Here is a 19,778-nt window from a genome sequence, read left to right as displayed (position 1 = left end):
TAAAATTTAAGATTATATTCATAATATAATACTCTTATAATATTTGTATAAGATTTATATTGGATTATAATATCTTATGACGATAGATATAGTGAATAACAATAAAGTTTTATTGTTCTAGATACATATTTTTAATATATTTTATTCTATCTAACTATATAAATTTTATAGAAATGCTTAATATAAGTATACTAATTTTAATAAAATATGATTTTATTATTTCATGTAAAATAATATATGTTTAATAAACAACAGTTACAGTACTTAATATAATCAGTGAATTTTTTTAAAAAAATATATAAGATTATATAAATAAATATTTTATCTTAAAAAGATTATAATACTGAATATGCTTATATAGAATATTTATTAAAGTTATAAGTCATTTTTTTAGCTAAACAATAAATATATTTTTTATAATTTAATTATATCATAGTTTTTATATTATATAATAATCTGAATCCTTAAAAAGATTAAATATATTATATATTATACATAATAAATATCATTGTTACATTGTATATTATTAATAAATAAATTATATCAAAATAATAATTACAGATTATAGATAGAATAATCTAAAATAAGAGCAAGTTAATTTCTTTAAAATACACAGATATATAATATATCTTCTGGTAAAACATTTATATATAAAATTATTGATAAGATTAATAAATAAAGTATAATAACAATATTAAATATTAATAATAAAATATTACGCTATTTATATAAAGTATATATTCATTGTTATTCAATTATAACTCTAGTCTTTCTAATAAATAAAAATATAATTTATTTAGATTAATTATATTTTAAAATAAATCTTATATATTGAATATTTTTTTATGTCAAATATTAAAATATTTTATGCATCATAAAAGCAAAATAAATTATCTAGTAAAATATTACATGTATATAACTTATTAAGTTATACATGTAATTATACATGACTATATTATAATTGCATATTTATTTGATTTACGGTTGCATATCTATTTTTTATATAAAATTGTAGGAACTCCATGCTTAAAATTTTTAATACTCTTACTCGTCAAAAAGAAGAATTTAAACCTATACGTAAAGGTGAAGTAAGTATGTACGTATGTGGAATAACTATTTATGATTTATGTCATATCGGTCACGGACGTACTTTTGTCGCTTTTGACGTAGTTGCTCGTTATCTTATTTATTTAGGTTATCAACTAAAATATGTACGCAATATAACTGATATAGATGATAAAATTATTCAACGTGCACTAAAAAACAAAGAAAGCTACAAGCAATTAACTGAACGAATGTTAATTGAAATGCATAAAGATTTTGATTCGTTAAATATTTCAAATATAGCTATTGAACCACGAGCAACAGAACATATTTCTGAAATTATTATAATAATTAAGCAACTTATTTTGCGCGGAAACGCATATGTTGCTTATAATGGAGATGTATTATTTTCCGTAGATACTTATAATGATTATGGTTTATTGTCTCGTCAAAATCTAAAAAAATTACATATTGGAGTACGTATTAAAACTACTAATACAAAAAAAAATCCTATGGACTTCGTACTATGGAAAATATCCAAGAAACATGAACCTTATTGGGAATCACCATGGGGCGCAGGACGACCAGGATGGCATATTGAGTGTTCAGCAATGACTTACAAACAATTAGGAGTATCTTTTGATATTCATGGTGGTGGTTCAGATTTAATGTTTCCGCATCATGATAACGAAATTGCTCAATCTAGTTGCACTTACAATAATTTTTATGTAAATTATTGGATGCATTCCGGTATGGTTCTAATGAATAATGATAAAATGTCTAAATCGTTAGGTAATTGTTTTACTATACGTGAATTACTACAACAATATGATGCTGAAATAATAAGATATTTTTTAATGTCTAGTCATTATCGTAGTCAATTACAATATAATGTTAATAGTCTTGATCAGGCTAGCTTAGCATTAAAACGTTTATATATGGCACTACGTAGCACAAATTATAACATAGAACCAGAAAAAAATAGTGCTTTTGAAATGTTATTCCGTGAAGCTATGGATGATGATTTTAATACTCCAGCAGCTTACTCAACGTTATTTGATTTAGCACGTGAAATAAATCGGCTTAAGTTAGAAAATAATATGTCTCAAGTTCATGTCATGGCGGCTGAGTTACGTAAACTAGCAAATATTTTAGGAATCTTGGAACAAGATCCAGAAGTTTTTTTACAAAGATATTCAAATATTGATAATCAAGCAATAAATAAAATAGAAAAACTTATTAAACAACGTCAAGATGCACGTACAATTAAAAATTGGGCAATAGCAGACTCTATACGTAATCAATTAAATCAATTAGGCATTATACTAGAGGACATTAATTCTGAAACTACTAAATGGCATTGTAAATAATATTTTTATATTTTATATAACTATTAATATACTTAATAAGACTATATATGATAATTAATAATACAATTAATTATATTATTATAATTAATAAGTTTATGAATTTTATATAAATAAATTAAATATATGTATATTTCAAGTCTATAACATATATAGATTATTACTAATATGTTGATGATACTTAGTATATTAGTAGTAAATTATTTTTTATTGTCACTATTTATGTAAATAACAAAATATTTCTATAATTATTTTAATTAATAAAATTATGTAATTACATAATAATCAAACATTAATATAATATGTAAAAATACAAATAAAATAATAAATGTATACAAGGCATACAATTATTAAAATAGATGTAATAAGTAATATTATTTTGTACTATAAAAAATTATAGTGATTAATTATTTTTTTGATACTATTCATTATTATTTATCTATTCTGCAAAACATTATATATAATGTGATTAAATATAAAACAACTATATATTATTATGTAATAATAAGCATATTAATTATGTAAACTATATTATAAATATAATATATTAATATCTATTGTAAATAAATCATGATCAATTATTGTATTATCTATAACTATATCACTATAACATATAAGTAAGAAAATATTTAAATGTAAGATATTATAAATAAATATGTGTTCATTCTTAATAATTTATTATTTAATTAATAGTTATAGATATATAAAAATATTTTACTGAAATATTGAATATATTTAGTATAATAAATTTATTTTATAACTAAAATAATTAATATAAAAACAAGCATTAAATATTAATTTACATAAATATATATTTTTTAATAATATAATTTTTGCTTATTCTGTAATAAATAATAAATTTTTATTAAAATATAATAAGATATTATCTTAATTTTTATTATTACTACTATGATTATGGAGCTAAGCGGGATCGAACCGCTGACCTCTTACATGCCATGCAAGTGCTCTTCCATCTGAGCTATAGCCCCATAAAAATATTATATTATCATAATTTTTACAAATAATTATTTAAATATTTTTTATAAAAATGTTTTCATATCTAATGATCTTACTATTAATCAATTATATAATGAGATATAAATTAATTAGTATATAATAAATAATTTTCTATAAAAATATTCATATAATAAAATATCCTTAATTTATACAAAATATATTAATAATATAAATATTAATTAAATAAATATTTTTATGACTCAGATAATGAATATTATTTAATAACTTTGAATAGCATTATTATCTTTAATAAAGATATAATATAATTATAAATAGTTAAGTTTAATGACCTATTATATTATAACATAAAACATAATTACTTAATAATAATGCAATACAATGTAATTATATTAATAGCAAAATATTACTTATGCGTGTTAATATATAATAAGTATTATTTATCAAATATAGTATGATTATATATGCAATTTATTTTCTATAATATAGAATGTATGGACTATTATTTTGATATCTAATTTAATGAATATTAAATATAATGGTTGTTTATAATAAGATATAATATATTTATAATAATCTGATAAATTTTAATAAAGTATATTAAATTATTAATAATAGGTATTATTATATAATAATAAAATATTAAATACAATTTAATTTTATTCTAAAATTTAAAAAATAATAAATATTAGTCATGTAAATTAATGTTCAATTATTTAAAATATTTATTAAAATAAATTTTTTATTATGTAATATAATTTATATAAAAATAATTATTTTATTTTCTGAATTATCTATTATCTATTATTTAATATTTGATGTGATTTATATATTATTTATATTTTTTATTAAAATTATAATAACTATATTAATAGTAATTATTTTACGAATATCTTATTAACCAAGTTATTATCTGTTAAACTATTGAATATAACCATAATAAATATTTATTTTATACTATGGATGATGCTAATAATATAAAAACATTAGTAATAACTAAATTGTATTGCTATACATGTTTAAAGATATAAGTAATTATAAAAAATTAAAATATTTTATTATTTAATCTAAATAATAGGTATTATATGACTGTGATTTTTGAATAAATTATATTTAAATATTTTAAAGAAAAATTTACAGTAAGATATTTATTAATCTCTAATTTTAATAATACATAAAATAACTTTATGATAATATTGTTATAAGCATAAAAATATTATGTTAATATAATACCACTATAAATAATAGATTTATCTAAAAAAATATATTTTATTATATAGTATTATTTCATCAAAATATTTTTATATATTAAATATTAAAATCTTAAGTAATAATAAAATATTTCATCACACTACATAATAAAAATAATAATAGCCCTATAATATATTCTTTTAATATTAACATTGAATTATACATACTTTAAGATATTTTTACTATTTAAGTCTAAAATTGATTTATATATAAAAATTGATAAAGTTTATTTTTTTGCTAATTGATTGCGTCTTATTTTTATTGCATAAAACATTAAGACAGTTAAACTAATAATCAAAAAACCTACTAATTCAAAATAATTAGCTCCTATTAATACAATCAAACAAAACAAACAACCTAATATAGCAATAAATAAACTCAACATATTATTACATTGAACATTATCAAAACATATTAAATTAATACATGAATAAAAATACGGTAATATAATTAATAAAACTACAATTTTTGTTAACTCACCAAATAATTCTGATAGTTGAATTCCACTAACATTGATTATAGTAATAATAATCATGAGTATTGTCATTTTAATAGCAGACAAACACAAACCTTTGCGTGGAATTCCATATTTATCTATATCACCATATACTTTAGGAAAGTTTCCATCATGTGCAGCACGAACACCAGCTTGTCCAACTAGCATCATCCAAGAACATAGTGAACTTAAGCAGGCAAAAGTAATAAATATAGAAACTAATGATCCAGCCCATGGACTAACTATTGTAGACACACTTATATTAAATGGAGCATTAGATGCTGCTATTTGAGCAGTCGGATACATACCCGCAATAACCTGAGTAGCAGAAATATAAGATACACCAGCAATACATGTCCCTAATATAGTAGCAATAGGAATATTACGTTTTGGATTTTTTACTATATTAGTCGTAACTGTAGCAGATTCAACACCAATAAAAGCCCATAAACACAATGTAATACTTTTTATAATCGTATTATAATCAGTATTTCCAGATATATTCCAATTACTTTTATAAATATCTATCTCAAACCAATGCCAACCTGCAATTCCTGTGCCAACAACAGGAATCAGCAATAGAATAAGACCAATTGTTGTTAAACTACTTACCCACATGCCACCAAGTATATTAATAAAAGTTAAAATCCAAATAATAATAATACAGGTAATTCCTGTTGATACTGGATTATGAAATATTGAGTAAAAAGTTGATAAATAAGAAACGGCTGTAATACAGAATACAAGATTACCTATCCAGTTTGCATGGTAATATAAGACGCTAGTTTGAAAACCAAGTACTGGACTTATTTCACCAGCATAAGCAATAAGACCGCCTTCTTGAGGATTAATATTAGATAATCTAGCATAAACATAAGCCCATACAATAGCACCTATCATTGCTATGATCCAACCAATAATAGTAATAGATCCTAATTTAGCAAGATTAGTAGGTAATAATGCAATTCCACTGCCCATCATATTACCAGCAACAATACCAGTACAAGTAATTAGACCTATTTTTTTTTTAGATGCCATACACTTACTATCCTATAGTAATTTAATTCTGCTAATATAATTCAATATAGACATAAAAATTATTGCGTCATAAAATGAATGAGTAAATATAACTAATAAATATAATTTTAGTAAACATTACTCTTGTAACAATACTTAAAAGTATGATTTTATCTAAAAAAATAATATTAATCTATAATCAATACATAAAAAATAAAGATTAATAAAATATTGTATATTACACATTATTATTTATAAATAAATTATTTATAAAGTTATTTAAGTTATTAATATAATTAATAATTAACTTGATGGAATATATCATTGTATTATCTAATTTTTGATGACTGATATTGATATATATAAAATATTAACTTTAATAAAAAAATGATTTTATATATTCTTTTCAAGAATAATTATTTATTAAATTAATAAGCTTATTTTTTATCAAGCAATACAATACTATAATAAAAAATATACAAATATTTTTATATACATTAAACACTATCACTATCTATAATAATTAATTTATTAATAATTTAGTAACTTATTAATATATTGATTACTTAATACATAGCATTATTTTATATTATATATAATATACATTTATATTTATATATTTCTAAAATATTTTAAATATTTTATCAAATTAGAATCAATATAATTATTAGAAATTTTAAAAACATATAATATGTTTTATTAGATTTATTAGTTTGTTGCGTAAATTATCTAGTAATTGAATTACTTTAAGTAATAATTTAACTTAATAATTATTTTCATTTTAACTATTTTACAAAAAACTATATAAGAATACGTCATCTACAAACGACTTTTTATATACGATATAAATCTTAATATTTATAAATAAAATTTTATTTAATTATATTTTGAGTTAACTTATTATAAATAATAATTTAAAAGTTATTTATAATAAATATTGTATATAATATGCTGATTAACATTTTCTTTAAAAAATATTTGTAATTATTTATAATAATGTTTATATGAATTATAAATTAGTTATTATTTAATAATATTATTTTATTCTTTTAGAATAAAAAATCTTAAATTTTATATTAATATTTTATTGAATATTATACTTAAAATACTGATATTTTTAATAAAATTTTTATATATATTTAATATAGCAATATTTATTATATATGCAATAAATTATTATTTTATTAAACGATTACTAATTTTGCGCATTAAAAGAAAAAACCATGGCCAAAGCATACCATTTACTAAACTATTCCAAAATAGTTCTGGATGAAAATCGGTATGTGTTATAATAACTACCTCCCAAGAAATTAACACATTCATAGCAGCAGTTAATAAAAAAATCATTAATGCATGTTGCCAGAGTGGCATATTGCGAAATAAGTAAAATTTTAATGCTACTAAATACGCTAATAAACTATATGCTAATGCACGAATACCAAGTGCAGACCCTAAAATAATATCCCATATTAATCCTAATATAAAACCAGTACCAATATTAATATGATATGGTAGTATCATGACCCAATAAATCAAAAACAACGCTAACCAATTTGGACGCAAGATTATTAGTGTATCAGGCCATGGCATAATTTGTAAAATAAAAGATAGTAAAAAAAATAACCAAATCATCCAACGATGATTACGATCATATACTAACATAACTAACCTCTCTTTGTATATAACGTAAAGAAAGCTATTAATAAATGCTTTACAGTTAACTATGTCTCGTTCTAATACATAGAAAATGTAATATATATTTATATTCTAACTAAATAGAATAAATATTTTATATTTATTATATTTTTATTAATTATGTACTATTTTATCTATGTAATATACGTTCGTTAGCAATACTATGAACTGCATTTGGTGACATTGTTGCTTTGTGTTCAGTGATCCATAGCAATAATAAATATCGTAAACGTTGTAATTCCGTAGTTGGACGTGCTTTTATTATAGTATACGAGTGTTGATTATCAATCTTTACTAAAGAGACAACAGCAACAGGATATCCTTCCGGAAAACGTCCACCTAATCCAGACGTTACTAATATATCACCCACACGAATATCAGTATTAATCGGTAGATGTTCAAGTTGAAAATCATTAGTACAACCATTGCCTAAAGCTAATATACGTATATCATTTCGTAATACTTGAATAGGTAGAGCATGTAATGCATTACAAATAAGCAGTACTCTACTAGTATTTTGGCCAACAGCAATAACTTGACCTACTACACCTTTATCATTAATAATAGGCTGACCAACATACACATTATTGTTACTACCTTTATCAATAATAACCTGATCACTATAAGGGTCAGGTAACTTTAAAATAACTTTAGTCAACATTTTATGTTCATCTTGATGTAATGACGAACCTAATAATTCACGTAAATGAGCATTCTCTTGTTTAAAGTGACCTAATAATAAAATATCGCTATTTTTTAATAAAAGTTCTTGACGTAATATTCTATTTTCTAGTTGTAATTGTTTATGAGAGATTAAGGTATTTGATACATTTTCTAGAATTTGACGTGGTACATTGGAAAGATAATATAATGGACTAACAGCAGTATCTAGATAACTACGAATTTTCTTAAAAATACTTAAGTGGCTATCTGCAATAATTAATCCTATAGAAATAATTATAGCTATAAAGAGTCGTAACTGTATAAAAGGACCTCTATTAAAAATATGTTTCATAAATTATACTATTCTTAATTATAGGAAATTAAAAAATGAATCTAAAAAAATAAAAATAAAATTTAAATTAACATATTATAAGACCTAAAATATAGTTAAAATATATAAAATTACTAAAAGCAAGAAAATAAACTAATGTAGTTATTTATTATTCTTCACTAAACAAATCACCACCATGCATATCAATCATTTCTAGTGCTTTACCACCACCTCGTGCGACGCATGTAAGTGGTTCTTCCGCAATTACTACCGGAATACCAGTTGCTTTCATTAATAAATGTTCAAAATTACGTAATAATGCACCACCTCCAGTTAATACCATACCGCGTTCAGATATATCAGAAGCTAGCTCTGGTGGACATTGCTCTAACGCAACCATTACAGCACTAACTATTCCAGTAAGAGTTTCTTGTAGAGCTTCAAGAATTTCATTGGAATTTAATGTAAATCCACGTGGTACACCTTCTGCTAAGTTGCGTCCACGTACTTCAATAGTACGCTCTTCATCACCAGGATAAGCAGAGCCAATGACATGTTTAATGCGTTCTGCAGTTGCTTCACCAATTAATGAACCATAATTACGACGTACATAATTAATAATAGCTTCATCAAAACGATCACCTCCAATACGAACAGAAGAAGAATAGACAACACCATTAAGGGAAATAACAGCAACTTCAGTAGTACCACCACCTATATCTATAACCATAGATCCAGTTGCTTCAGAAACAGGTAGTCCTGCTCCTATTGCTGCAGCCATTGGTTCTTCAATAAGGAATACTTCTCGAGCACCTGCTCCTTGAGCTGATTCCCTTATTGCGCGACGTTCTACCTGGGTAGCTCCAACAGGTACACAAACTAGAACTCTTGGGCTAGGACGCATTAAGCTATTGCTATGCACTTGTTTAATAAAATATTGAAGCATTTTTTCGGTAACGAAAAAATCAGCAATAACACCATCTTTCATTGGACGAATTGCAGCAATATTACCTGGCGTACGCCCTAACATTTGCTTAGCTTCATATCCAACTGCAGCAACACTTTTCTGTAGAGATCCTGTTCTATCCTGACGAATAGCTACAACGGATGGTTCATTTAATACAATGCCCTGTCCTTTTACATAAATAAGAGTATTAGCTGTACCCAAGTCAATAGATAAATCATTTGAAAAAATACCACGAAATTTCTTAAACATAGTTGACAGATAATCCTAAAAACTGAGAGAAAAATAAAATTTTTTACTACACTAATTACATAAAAGCAGTAATAATATATAAAATATTTTACTACTTTAGTAGAATTAAAAATATATTTAATATTTAATATTAGTACGTATGTATATATAAAAAATAGAATGTAATGATACACATAAAATAAATATAAAATACCGTACCAATAATTAGTATTACAACACACAATAACAGTAGTAGCTGTTTAAATTTATATTACATAATATTACTGTATAAGAAATATTAAGTTAATATACATGCATTTAATTACTAAAAATAATTTGTTGTATTAAGTGGTACAAGATACAATATTATAAATATCTTCACAAAACATTAATTTATTATTTATAATAATATTACATATGAATTTAAAATAATAAAATAATTTATTGCTATAATAACATTATTCTTTTGTAGATCTTAATCTGTTTATTTGTAATATTTTATATAAATATTTACATCATAATTAGTAGTATTGTTTTCTTTAAGAATTTTTTATTTCTTAGTATTAATATACTCTCTAAAATATTGTTATATATTTTATTTTCTATAGCATATTATATATAATTAAATTTTAGAGATTTAACTAATATAAAATTCTTTCTTTAATAAAATATTATACATTATTTTTGACATGAACTATATTTATATCTAGTATATTATATATATACTGATACTTATAAAGTTTTTTAAATAAAATACGTAAAGATTATATTTTGGCTAAGATATAATATAATGACTGTTAATGTATAAAGTATTAAATAAATTTCAAGTATTAAAATAGCACTATTATTACTTAATAAATCATATAATATTGTATTAATTTATTATTAATAATACACTCTATATTTTATTATAGATACATGTATATATCATATATTTATATTATAATAAAATGATTGTATAATTAGTTTTTATTAAATAGTAGTAAAATATAATATATACATGTTATATGGAGATAATATCTAATATATCTAAAATTTATTTTTTACTTTTATTGATTTTATTAAATATCTTATTATATAAGATTAATTAATACTATACAGTACGAATAATTTTATCTAAAATTATTTTATTTATTAAAAATGTAATATAGGTATATCAAATTTTATATAGTTTTTATCATAACAATAAATTTATAAAATTATACTACATCAGTATATATACGATGAAACTTTTGAGAGAACATTTTTATTGGTTATATAAAATTATGCAATGATACAAATAATGATAATGTTCTAATTATTTAGAAAAAATTTATTTATTTAAATGCAATATAAAATTGTATTTCAATAAATTATGGAATAATACATATTAAATATATAAATACGTTATCTAAATACTTCAAATATAGTATTCTATTTAATACTGCCATAATAGTACTGTTTTTTATATAATAAGATAAAATATAATATTCAATGAATATCATAATCTATAAAAACAGACTAAATGCTTAACTGTTATATTTTTTATAAAATGTTATAATTACAATTAACATATTAATTAGATATATATTATATTCTGTATAAATAAAGTATATATCAAGTATGATATATTCTATATAATTAAATTATAGATTACATATCGCTAAGATGCTATAAAGATATACTACAATAAAGCATTATAAATTTTATAAAAAACAATCATTATTAAATTTTTGAAGCAATAACATATTATTATTAAAGATAATTTTTTAAAAAATTCAGTACAATATATTCTTATTCTAAATAATATATTGTGTTTATAAAAGCAATACTCATTAAAAAAATATATTATTTAATGATTAGATTTTAAAGATATATATCACATAAAAATTTTATTAATAAATAAGATATTTTTTTAAAGTTATAAGTAATATAGAATATATTTATATATCATTAATTATTTTGTGTAAATTATTTATTAAACAATAAAAAATTCTATTTTAATAACACATAAATAGCAAATCTAATTTTATAAAAATTATAACAAATCAATACTTAAAAAAGTATTATTTATAATAATTTACTAAATTGTGTTTTTTGCAATGTTTCTATAAAAATGTTATTTAATTTATAATGATATTATTTTAAATAATTATTTTATCAATAAAATTATTAAAAAATATTTATTCTTAGCATTATAATAAGTATATAACTCAATAAAGCATTATAATATATTAATATGTTTTGATCTTATTTTTTTATATAAAAAATATAAATCATATAATGATAGCTATAAATTCAACTAATTTATGAAGATCTTAAATTTTATAAAATTATTGAATTTAAAATTATTAATATTTGAAATTAATTAACATAATATATTCTATATATTAATAAAAACTGATTATCAAGATATCATAATGACACAAATAATCTTCTATTAGAATTGATTTGATATGAATAGAAACAAGTATTTTGGAATTAATAAGGATAATAATAATTTAAATATATCTTGTATGTTCACTAAGTTATTTTATATAAATACTTAGATCTTAAGAGTTATCATTATAAACATATTATTATTTAATCTAATAATTATATTTACTGAGAATCAAATATTAATAAATAATAGATATTTATAAATAAGTGCTAAGACTAGCAGAATGTATAAACAATAACTATAATTATGAAAGAAAATAAATATTACATATTACTTATTTTAAATACTTAATTAATAATTTTATATTTTTTTAATAAATAGTAATAAAGTATTATCGCATAATATAAGCTATTTTATAAAAAATATATAATAGGCACAATATGATAACTTAATAAGTTTTATAAAATGATATTTTACACTATTTATAAACCACAATAAATTATTTTAAATATATAAAATAAGAAAATAATAAAGTAATAATATTTTTTATTTACTACATAAATACTTTTTATAAATTAATCATTTTAAATATATTAATTATGACAATTAATATTGTGATTTTTTTAAAAAATTTGATAAAATATTATATATATTTGCATTAATTACGTAAAACTTAAGACAAGTAATCGTATTTATATTATTACTATATTAAATTATAAAAATTATAGTATTTTAATAATTATTAATTAATAATTATTTACTAATTAATATAATTCATACAATTGAATTGATTAATTTATAAATTAAAACTCAATATATATTATTAATATTTTAATAAATTAATACAATGTACTAAATGAGTAATCTTTAAATACTATGTAATAATATATTGCATATAGAATTTTTAAAAAATAAAACTATTACTATAGTTATAGATCAAGATTAATATGCAAGAGAATTATAGCAAAATTATTGTATAGATTATTGTGTCTTTTATAAATATGAAAAATATTCTACGAATGAATGTTAATAATTATTTTTATAAAAAATATATTATTAAGTTATTTAAAAATAAATAATTTTTATTATTACATTATATGCTATTATATAAGAATAATTTTAATTTATTAACTATTTTAAAAGTAGCTTATTTAGAATAAATTTTTATTATTTATTTATACTGTCTATACATTTATAAATTATTATTACTTTACTATTTTTTTAAAAAATAAATAATTTGGTAATTGAGAGTTTTGATCATAGTACTATACTTAACAAATTCTAATAATTAGAAATTAATTTTGAATAAAACAATCTTTCTACATATTATTTAATAGTAAAATACAATTTTAATAAAAATTATTAAAATAATTAGTATATATAAATATATCTTTTATTAATAATATTAAATATTATTCATTATATAATATCTATGTAATTATTGAAAATCATATCAATTAAATTTACAATATTTAATGTATTATTTTATTTAAAATAATATATTTTATTCATATTATATTATGTTAATCACCAAATATAATAATTAATAGATATCTTATTTGTAGACAAATAAAAACAATATTTTAAATACTTTTTAAGTATTTTTACGAATTAGTTATATATAAAAGTTAAATCTAATAACTAATTTAAAATAACAACATTTAAACTTATTATTATAATAAATAACTATATAGTTATAATTCATTATATATATTAAAAAATATTAATATATTAAATATAATTTAATGTATATTTATGATTGTAGTTTATATTACTATATGTACAATAGTAAATTATATAACTATAAATAAATTGACAATATACATGTTCTATATAAAAAACGCAAAAAGTAATTATATTGAATATCATTACTTTAATTCACGTCGTTAAGTAGACGACATTATTTACATGAAGTAAAAAATATGTTTAAAAATTTAAGCAATAGATTATCAAATGCATTACATAATCTTAGTAGTAATGGGCAACTTACAGAAAAAAATATTAAAGATACACTACGTGCAGTACGTATCGCATTACTAGAAGCAGATGTTGCATTACCAGTAATTAATGACTTTATTAATAGTGTTTACACAAATGCATTAGGGCAAGCAATTAATAAAAGTCTTACTCCAGGTCAAACATTTATTAGTATTGTTAAAAAAGAAATGACACATGCCATGGGTACAGTTAATATTGGACTTAATTTAGCTACTCAACCACCAGCTGTTATATTAATTGCTGGATTGCAAGGTGCAGGTAAAACAACTAGTATTGCTAAACTGGGCAAATTTCTTAAAGAAAAGCATCAAAAAAAAGTATTAGCTGTTTCTACCGATGTTTACCGACCGGCAGCTATTAAACAACTAGCAATTTTAGCACAAGAAATAGAGATAGACTTTTTTCCATCTGATATTCAAGAACAACCAACAACAATTGCTAGATCTGCATTACAATATGCCAAGAAAAAATTCTATGACGTTTTACTTGTTGATACTGCGGGTCGTTTACATATTAATGAAATAATGATGAAAGAGATGCAACAAATATATGATATCATTCATCCAATTGAAACACTATTTGTTGTAGATGCAATGACAGGACAGGATGCAGCTAACATTGCTAAAACTTTTAATGCAGCTCTACCGTTCACAGGTATAATATTAACAAAAGTTGACGGCGATACCCGTGGAGGTGCTGCTTTATCGATTCGTCATATTACCGGTAAGCCAATTAAATTTTTAGGTGTAGGTGAAAAGGCTCAAGCTTTAGAACCATTTTATCCAGATCGCATAGCATCTCGTATTTTAGGCATGGGTGACATATTATCATTAATAGATGATATTGAAAATACAGTAAATCGCACACAAACTGAAAAATTAGCACAAAAACTAAAAAAAAGTAATGATTTTGACTTAACTGATTTTATGGAACAATTAAAACAAATGCGTCAAATGGGTGGCGTTAATCATATATTAACAAAAATTCCTGGTATAGGACAATTATCAAAAAATATTACAAATCAGATAGATGATAAATTATTATTTCATATGGAAGCAATAATAATGTCAATGACCTTAAAAGAACGTTCTCATCCAACAATTATTAAGGGCTCACGTAAAAAACGTATTGCACAAGGTTCGGGTATGCAAGTGCAAGATGTTAATAATTTACTTAAGCAATTTGATCAAATGCAGCGTATAATGAAACAAATAAAAAAAGGAGGTTTCACAAAGACAATGATGCGTAATATTGAAGGTATGATTCCACCTGGACTATTTGGTAAATAATTGTTAATTATATTTTTAAAAAACTTTAATTAAAATAATAGCAAGTTTTAGTTATTTTTATAAATAAGTAAATTTATTATTTTATATTTATTTATATATTTACAATTTTAGTAAAGACTACTATATTTTAATAAACCAAGATATTAGATATTTTAATTATTTTATTGTATTAGCTAATGAGGATGTTATGGTAACAATTCGTTTAGCACGTGGTGGAGCTAAAAAACGTCCGTTCTATCAGGTAGTAGTGACTGACAATCGTAATGCACGTGATGGTCATTTTATTGATCGTGTGGGTTTTTTTAATCCATTAGCAACAAATAAAGCAAAAGATATGTGTTTTGATCTACATCGAGTAGATCACTGGATGAGTTTAGGAGCTACTATGTCTCATCGTGTAGCTTCATTAATCAAGCAATATAAAAAACACGCCGTATCTTGTGCATGATTAAAAAAATTACTAATCCTGTTGTGCTTGGTAAGATAGGTTCTGCGTATGGTCTTTATGGTTGGTTAAAAATCTTTTCATCAACAGAAAACACTAAAAAAATTTTTGAGTATCAACCATGGTTTATACACAATAATAATCAATGGTGGCATATTAACTTAGAGAATTGGAAAGGTTATAAAAAAGATTTAATCATTAAAATTAAAGGTATTAATGATCGTAATACAGCAAATAGATTAACTAATCTAGAAATAGTAATAGAATATTCTCAATTACCGAAATTGCAAAATGGAGACTATTATTGGAGGGATATTATAAACTGTCAAATAATAAATATTAATGGTTACTATTTAGGACAAATTGTTAATATAATAGAAACAGGTTCTAACGATGTTATAGTAGTGCAAGAAAATAAGCGAGATAAATGTAATATTAAAAAACATTTAATACCATTTTTAGATGGAAAAGTTATTAAAAATGTAAATCTTAAAAATAAGATTATTACCGTAGATTGGTGTCCTTTATTTGATTAATAATAATAATATGATATATTGACTAAAATATTATTATTTAGGCTACATTATGTGGATCGGAATAATTAGTTTGTTTCCTAAAATGTTTTGCGCACTTACAGAATATGGCGTAACTAGTCGGGCTATAAAAAATCAACTACTACAAGTACAATACTGGAGTCCTCGTGATTTTGCTTGTGATAGATATCGTACTGTTGATGATCGTCCTTATGGTGGTGGTCCAGGTATGTTAATGATGGTAGAACCTTTAAGAAAAGCTATACATGCAGCAAAAGAAGTAGCTGGAAAATCCACTAAAGTTATTTATTTATCACCACAAGGTTACAAGCTTACACAACAATATCTATATCAATTAATAAAAAATGAAGTATTTATTCTAGTATGTGGTAGATATGAAGGTATTGATGAACGAGTTATTTGTACAGAAATTAATGAAGAATTATCCATTGGTGATTTTATCCTTAGTGGAGGTGAAATCCCTGCTATGGTATTAATTGATGCTGTATCACGATTTATTCCAGGAGTACTTAATGATTCTTCTTCATTAGAAGAAGAATCATTTGCCCATGGTTTGTTAGATTATCCACATTTCACACGTCCTGCAGTATTAGAAGACATGGCCGTACCTCAAGTGTTACTATCTGGACATCATGAAAATATTCGTCGTTGGCGTTTAAAGCAGTCTTTAGGGCGCACATGGATCAAAAGACCGGATCTTTTAAAGAAAATAACGCTAAATGAAGAGCAAGAAAAACTATTAGATCAGTTCCAAAAAGAATATTATTTTAAATGAAATACTATAGATTTACTGTTAATCCTATTATAACACAATTAAAATAATATAAATATTAATACATGTAACCTCAAAAGATACTTATATGATACACAAAATTATTCAACAAATAGAAGAAGAACAAATAAAACAAAAAATACCTATATTTCGTGTAGGAGATTCTCTAGAAGTTAAAGTATGGGTTGTAGAAGGTTCTAAAAAACGTTTACAAGCATTTGAAGGTGTAGTCATAGCTATTAGTAAGCGCAAAAGTTTAAATTTTGCATTTACTGTTCGTAAAATTTCTAATGGCGAAGGTATTGAACGTGTCTTTCAAGCTCATTCACCAATTATTGAAAATATTGTTATTAAACGTTGTGGATCTGTTCGTAAAGCAAAACTGTATTATCTTCGTCAACGTACTGGTAAAGCTACTCGCATTAAAGAACGTTTAGGTCGTTAAATAAAACATAAATATCTAATAATATTAGATATTTATGTTAATACAATAATATAATTATTATATTTATTTAAAATACAAAAAATACTAAATAAAATTTTATTAAATGTTATTTATTTATACTTTCTAATAACAATATATTTATTATTCAATAATAATGTTTGAAAAAGTTATTACATAGTGAATTACACGAGTTATCATTAATATTATTATAATTAAATAATTAATTATATTATATATAAATAATTTAGAAACAACTATTTAATGTATGCATTTTAATAAAGTAGTAATTTTAAATATAGAAAAAATATAAATAAAATTTATCTTATAAGATAAGAGATATTTTTATGCGGTCCCTCCTACCGTTATTGCATCTAATTTTAGTGTTGGTTGTCCAACTCCAACTGGTATATTTTGTCCATCTTTTCCACAAATACCTATTCCTTGATCTAGAGTAAGATCATTACCAACCATAGATATTTGTTGCATAACTTCAATGCCAGAACCAATAAGCATAGCATTTTTAACGGGTTTAGTTATATGTCCTTTTTCTATTAAATAAGCCTCTGAAGTAGAAAAAACAAATTGTCCAGAAGTAATATCTACTTGACCACCAGCAAAATTTGGCGCGTATAAACCATATTCCACGCTATTAATAATATCCTGTGGACTAGATTTTCCTGATAGCATATAGGTATTAGTCATACGTGGCATTGGTAAATGAGCATAGGATTCTCGTCGTCCATTTCCAGTTGATGATAGTCCCATAAGATGAGCATTCATCTTGTCTTGCATAAAACCTTTTAAAATACCTTTTTCAATAAGCACATTATATTGACCAGGCACGCCTTCATCATCTATTGCTAAAGAACCACGAAGATCCATTATGGTGCCATCATCTACTACTGTACATAATTCAGAGGCTACCAAATGCCCTAATTGACCACTAAATACTGAAGTACCACGACGATTAAAATCTCCTTCTAAACCATGTCCTACTGCTTCGTGAAGTAATATTCCTGGCCAACCAGCCCCCAGAACTACTGGCATTGAACAAGCTGGAGCAGATATTGCTGACAAATTCACTAATGCTATACGCACTGCTTCTCTAGCAAATATATCAGCACGCATCATATTATCTACGAATGTAAAAAAATGTTCATAACCAGTTCGACCACCACCACCACTGGTACCTCGTTCACGACGTCCATCTTTTCCTTCGACTAATACACTTACTGAAAGACGTATTAGTGGGCGTATATCTGCTGCTAATGTACCATCGGTAGCAGCGACTAAAATTAGTTCGTGCGTACCAGTAATGCTAGCGGAAACTTCCTGTACACGAGAATCTTCAGTACGTGCCACATGATCTATGTGATGTAATAAAGCAATTTTATCTTCACGTGAGATACTGTGCAGGGGATTAATATCTGAATATAATTTGTTATATTGTATATTATTTTTAAATGAACTATTTTTAGTAGTGTTTCTGCTTTGTTGAGGAACAATGCTTTTAGCAGCTTGAACACTTTGATGTAGAGCCTTTAAAGTAACTTGATCTGAATAAGCAAAACCTGTTTTTTCGCCACTAATTGCACGTACACCAATTCCTTGATCGATATTATATGAACCATTTTTAATCATACAATCTTCCAGTACCCAAGATTCATGGTAACTATACTGAAAATATAGATCAGCATAATCAATCTGACGATCAGTTAGTATATCTAATATTAACAACAGATCTTTATGACTTAGTTGATTAGCCGTGAGCAACTGCTCACTAACAAACGTCAAACTCATAATTTTATACTCTTTTATTAAAAATTAATTTTAGTTATAATATTATAAGCATTTATAATAAATGCTTAAAAAAATAATATTT

General features: G+C 22.7%; 11 protein-coding genes and 1 tRNA gene. 6 read left to right on the top strand and 6 right to left on the bottom strand.

The annotated features are described in order from the left end of the window. Nucleotides 1-1,022 precede the first annotated feature (1,022 nt). A complete protein-coding gene (cysS, locus tag GII40_RS00310; RefSeq protein WP_226813423.1) occupies nucleotides 1,023-2,414 on the top strand; it encodes a cysteine--tRNA ligase in 1,392 nt (463 codons plus the stop codon). Nucleotides 2,415-3,327: 913 nt separating this feature from the next. On the opposite strand, the gene GII40_RS00305 is transcribed toward cysS, so the two are convergent. The 5 genes from GII40_RS00305 to GII40_RS00285 all read right to left on the bottom strand — a co-directional run bounded on the left by GII40_RS00305 (nucleotide 3,328) and on the right by GII40_RS00285 (nucleotide 10,055). Then, nucleotides 3,328-3,400: transfer RNA gene (locus GII40_RS00305), tRNA-Ala, on the bottom strand. A gap of 1,463 nt (nucleotides 3,401-4,863) precedes the next feature. Further along, nucleotides 4,864-6,171, bottom strand: coding sequence for a cadaverine/lysine antiporter (gene cadB / locus GII40_RS00300; RefSeq protein WP_226813422.1), 1,308 nt, complete (start codon nucleotides 6,169-6,171; stop codon nucleotides 4,864-4,866). A gap of 1,155 nt (nucleotides 6,172-7,326) precedes the next feature. Next, nucleotides 7,327-7,812: a rod shape-determining protein MreD gene (gene mreD, locus GII40_RS00295; protein ID WP_226813421.1), complete on the bottom strand. Its 486-nt coding sequence runs from the start codon at nucleotides 7,810-7,812 to the stop codon at nucleotides 7,327-7,329. Between the two features lie 163 nt (nucleotides 7,813-7,975). Next, nucleotides 7,976-8,860 carry a rod shape-determining protein MreC gene (mreC, locus tag GII40_RS00290; protein ID WP_226813420.1) on the bottom strand — a complete coding sequence of 295 codons (885 nt, stop codon included), beginning with the start codon at nucleotides 8,858-8,860 and terminating at the stop codon, nucleotides 7,976-7,978. A 148-nt stretch (nucleotides 8,861-9,008) separates the two neighbouring features. Beyond that, a complete protein-coding gene (locus GII40_RS00285) occupies nucleotides 9,009-10,055 on the bottom strand; it encodes a rod shape-determining protein (protein WP_226813419.1) in 1,047 nt (348 codons plus the stop codon). Nucleotides 10,056-14,315: 4,260 nt separating this feature from the next. Here GII40_RS00285 and ffh point away from each other — a divergent pair. The 5 genes from ffh (at nucleotide 14,316) to rplS (ending at nucleotide 17,896) form a co-directional block, all read left to right on the top strand. Further along, nucleotides 14,316-15,680 carry a signal recognition particle protein gene (gene ffh / locus GII40_RS00280; protein ID WP_226813418.1) on the top strand — a complete coding sequence of 455 codons (1,365 nt, stop codon included), beginning with the start codon at nucleotides 14,316-14,318 and terminating at the stop codon, nucleotides 15,678-15,680. A 187-nt stretch (nucleotides 15,681-15,867) separates the two neighbouring features. Then, on the top strand, nucleotides 15,868-16,128 hold the full coding sequence (gene rpsP / locus GII40_RS00275) for a 30S ribosomal protein S16 (protein ID WP_226813417.1): 261 nt from the start codon (nucleotides 15,868-15,870) through the stop codon (nucleotides 16,126-16,128). Beyond that, entirely contained in the window at nucleotides 16,125-16,661 is a 537-nt protein-coding gene (gene rimM, locus GII40_RS00270) for a ribosome maturation factor RimM (protein ID WP_226813416.1), read from the top strand. The genes rpsP and rimM overlap by 4 nt, the downstream gene beginning before the upstream one ends. 49 nt (nucleotides 16,662-16,710) lie before the next feature. After that, nucleotides 16,711-17,454: a tRNA (guanosine(37)-N1)-methyltransferase TrmD gene (trmD, locus tag GII40_RS00265; RefSeq protein ID WP_226813415.1), complete on the top strand. Its 744-nt coding sequence runs from the start codon at nucleotides 16,711-16,713 to the stop codon at nucleotides 17,452-17,454. A gap of 88 nt (nucleotides 17,455-17,542) precedes the next feature. After that, nucleotides 17,543-17,896 carry a 50S ribosomal protein L19 gene (rplS, locus tag GII40_RS00260; protein WP_226813610.1) on the top strand — a complete coding sequence of 118 codons (354 nt, stop codon included), beginning with the start codon at nucleotides 17,543-17,545 and terminating at the stop codon, nucleotides 17,894-17,896. 342 nt (nucleotides 17,897-18,238) lie between these two features. Here the strand turns inward: rplS and tldD are convergent, their stop codons facing one another. Beyond that, nucleotides 18,239-19,696: a metalloprotease TldD gene (gene tldD / locus GII40_RS00255; RefSeq protein WP_226813414.1), complete on the bottom strand. Its 1,458-nt coding sequence runs from the start codon at nucleotides 19,694-19,696 to the stop codon at nucleotides 18,239-18,241. Nucleotides 19,697-19,778 lie beyond the last annotated feature (82 nt).

Origin of the sequence: Candidatus Profftia lariciata, from assembly GCF_020541265.1 — a bacterium.
In the GTDB taxonomy this organism is placed as follows: Bacteria; Pseudomonadota; Gammaproteobacteria; order Enterobacterales; family Enterobacteriaceae; genus Profftia; species Profftia lariciata.
Note: the sequence above shows the minus strand (reverse complement) of the source record. Positions and strands in the feature narration are given on the sequence as shown.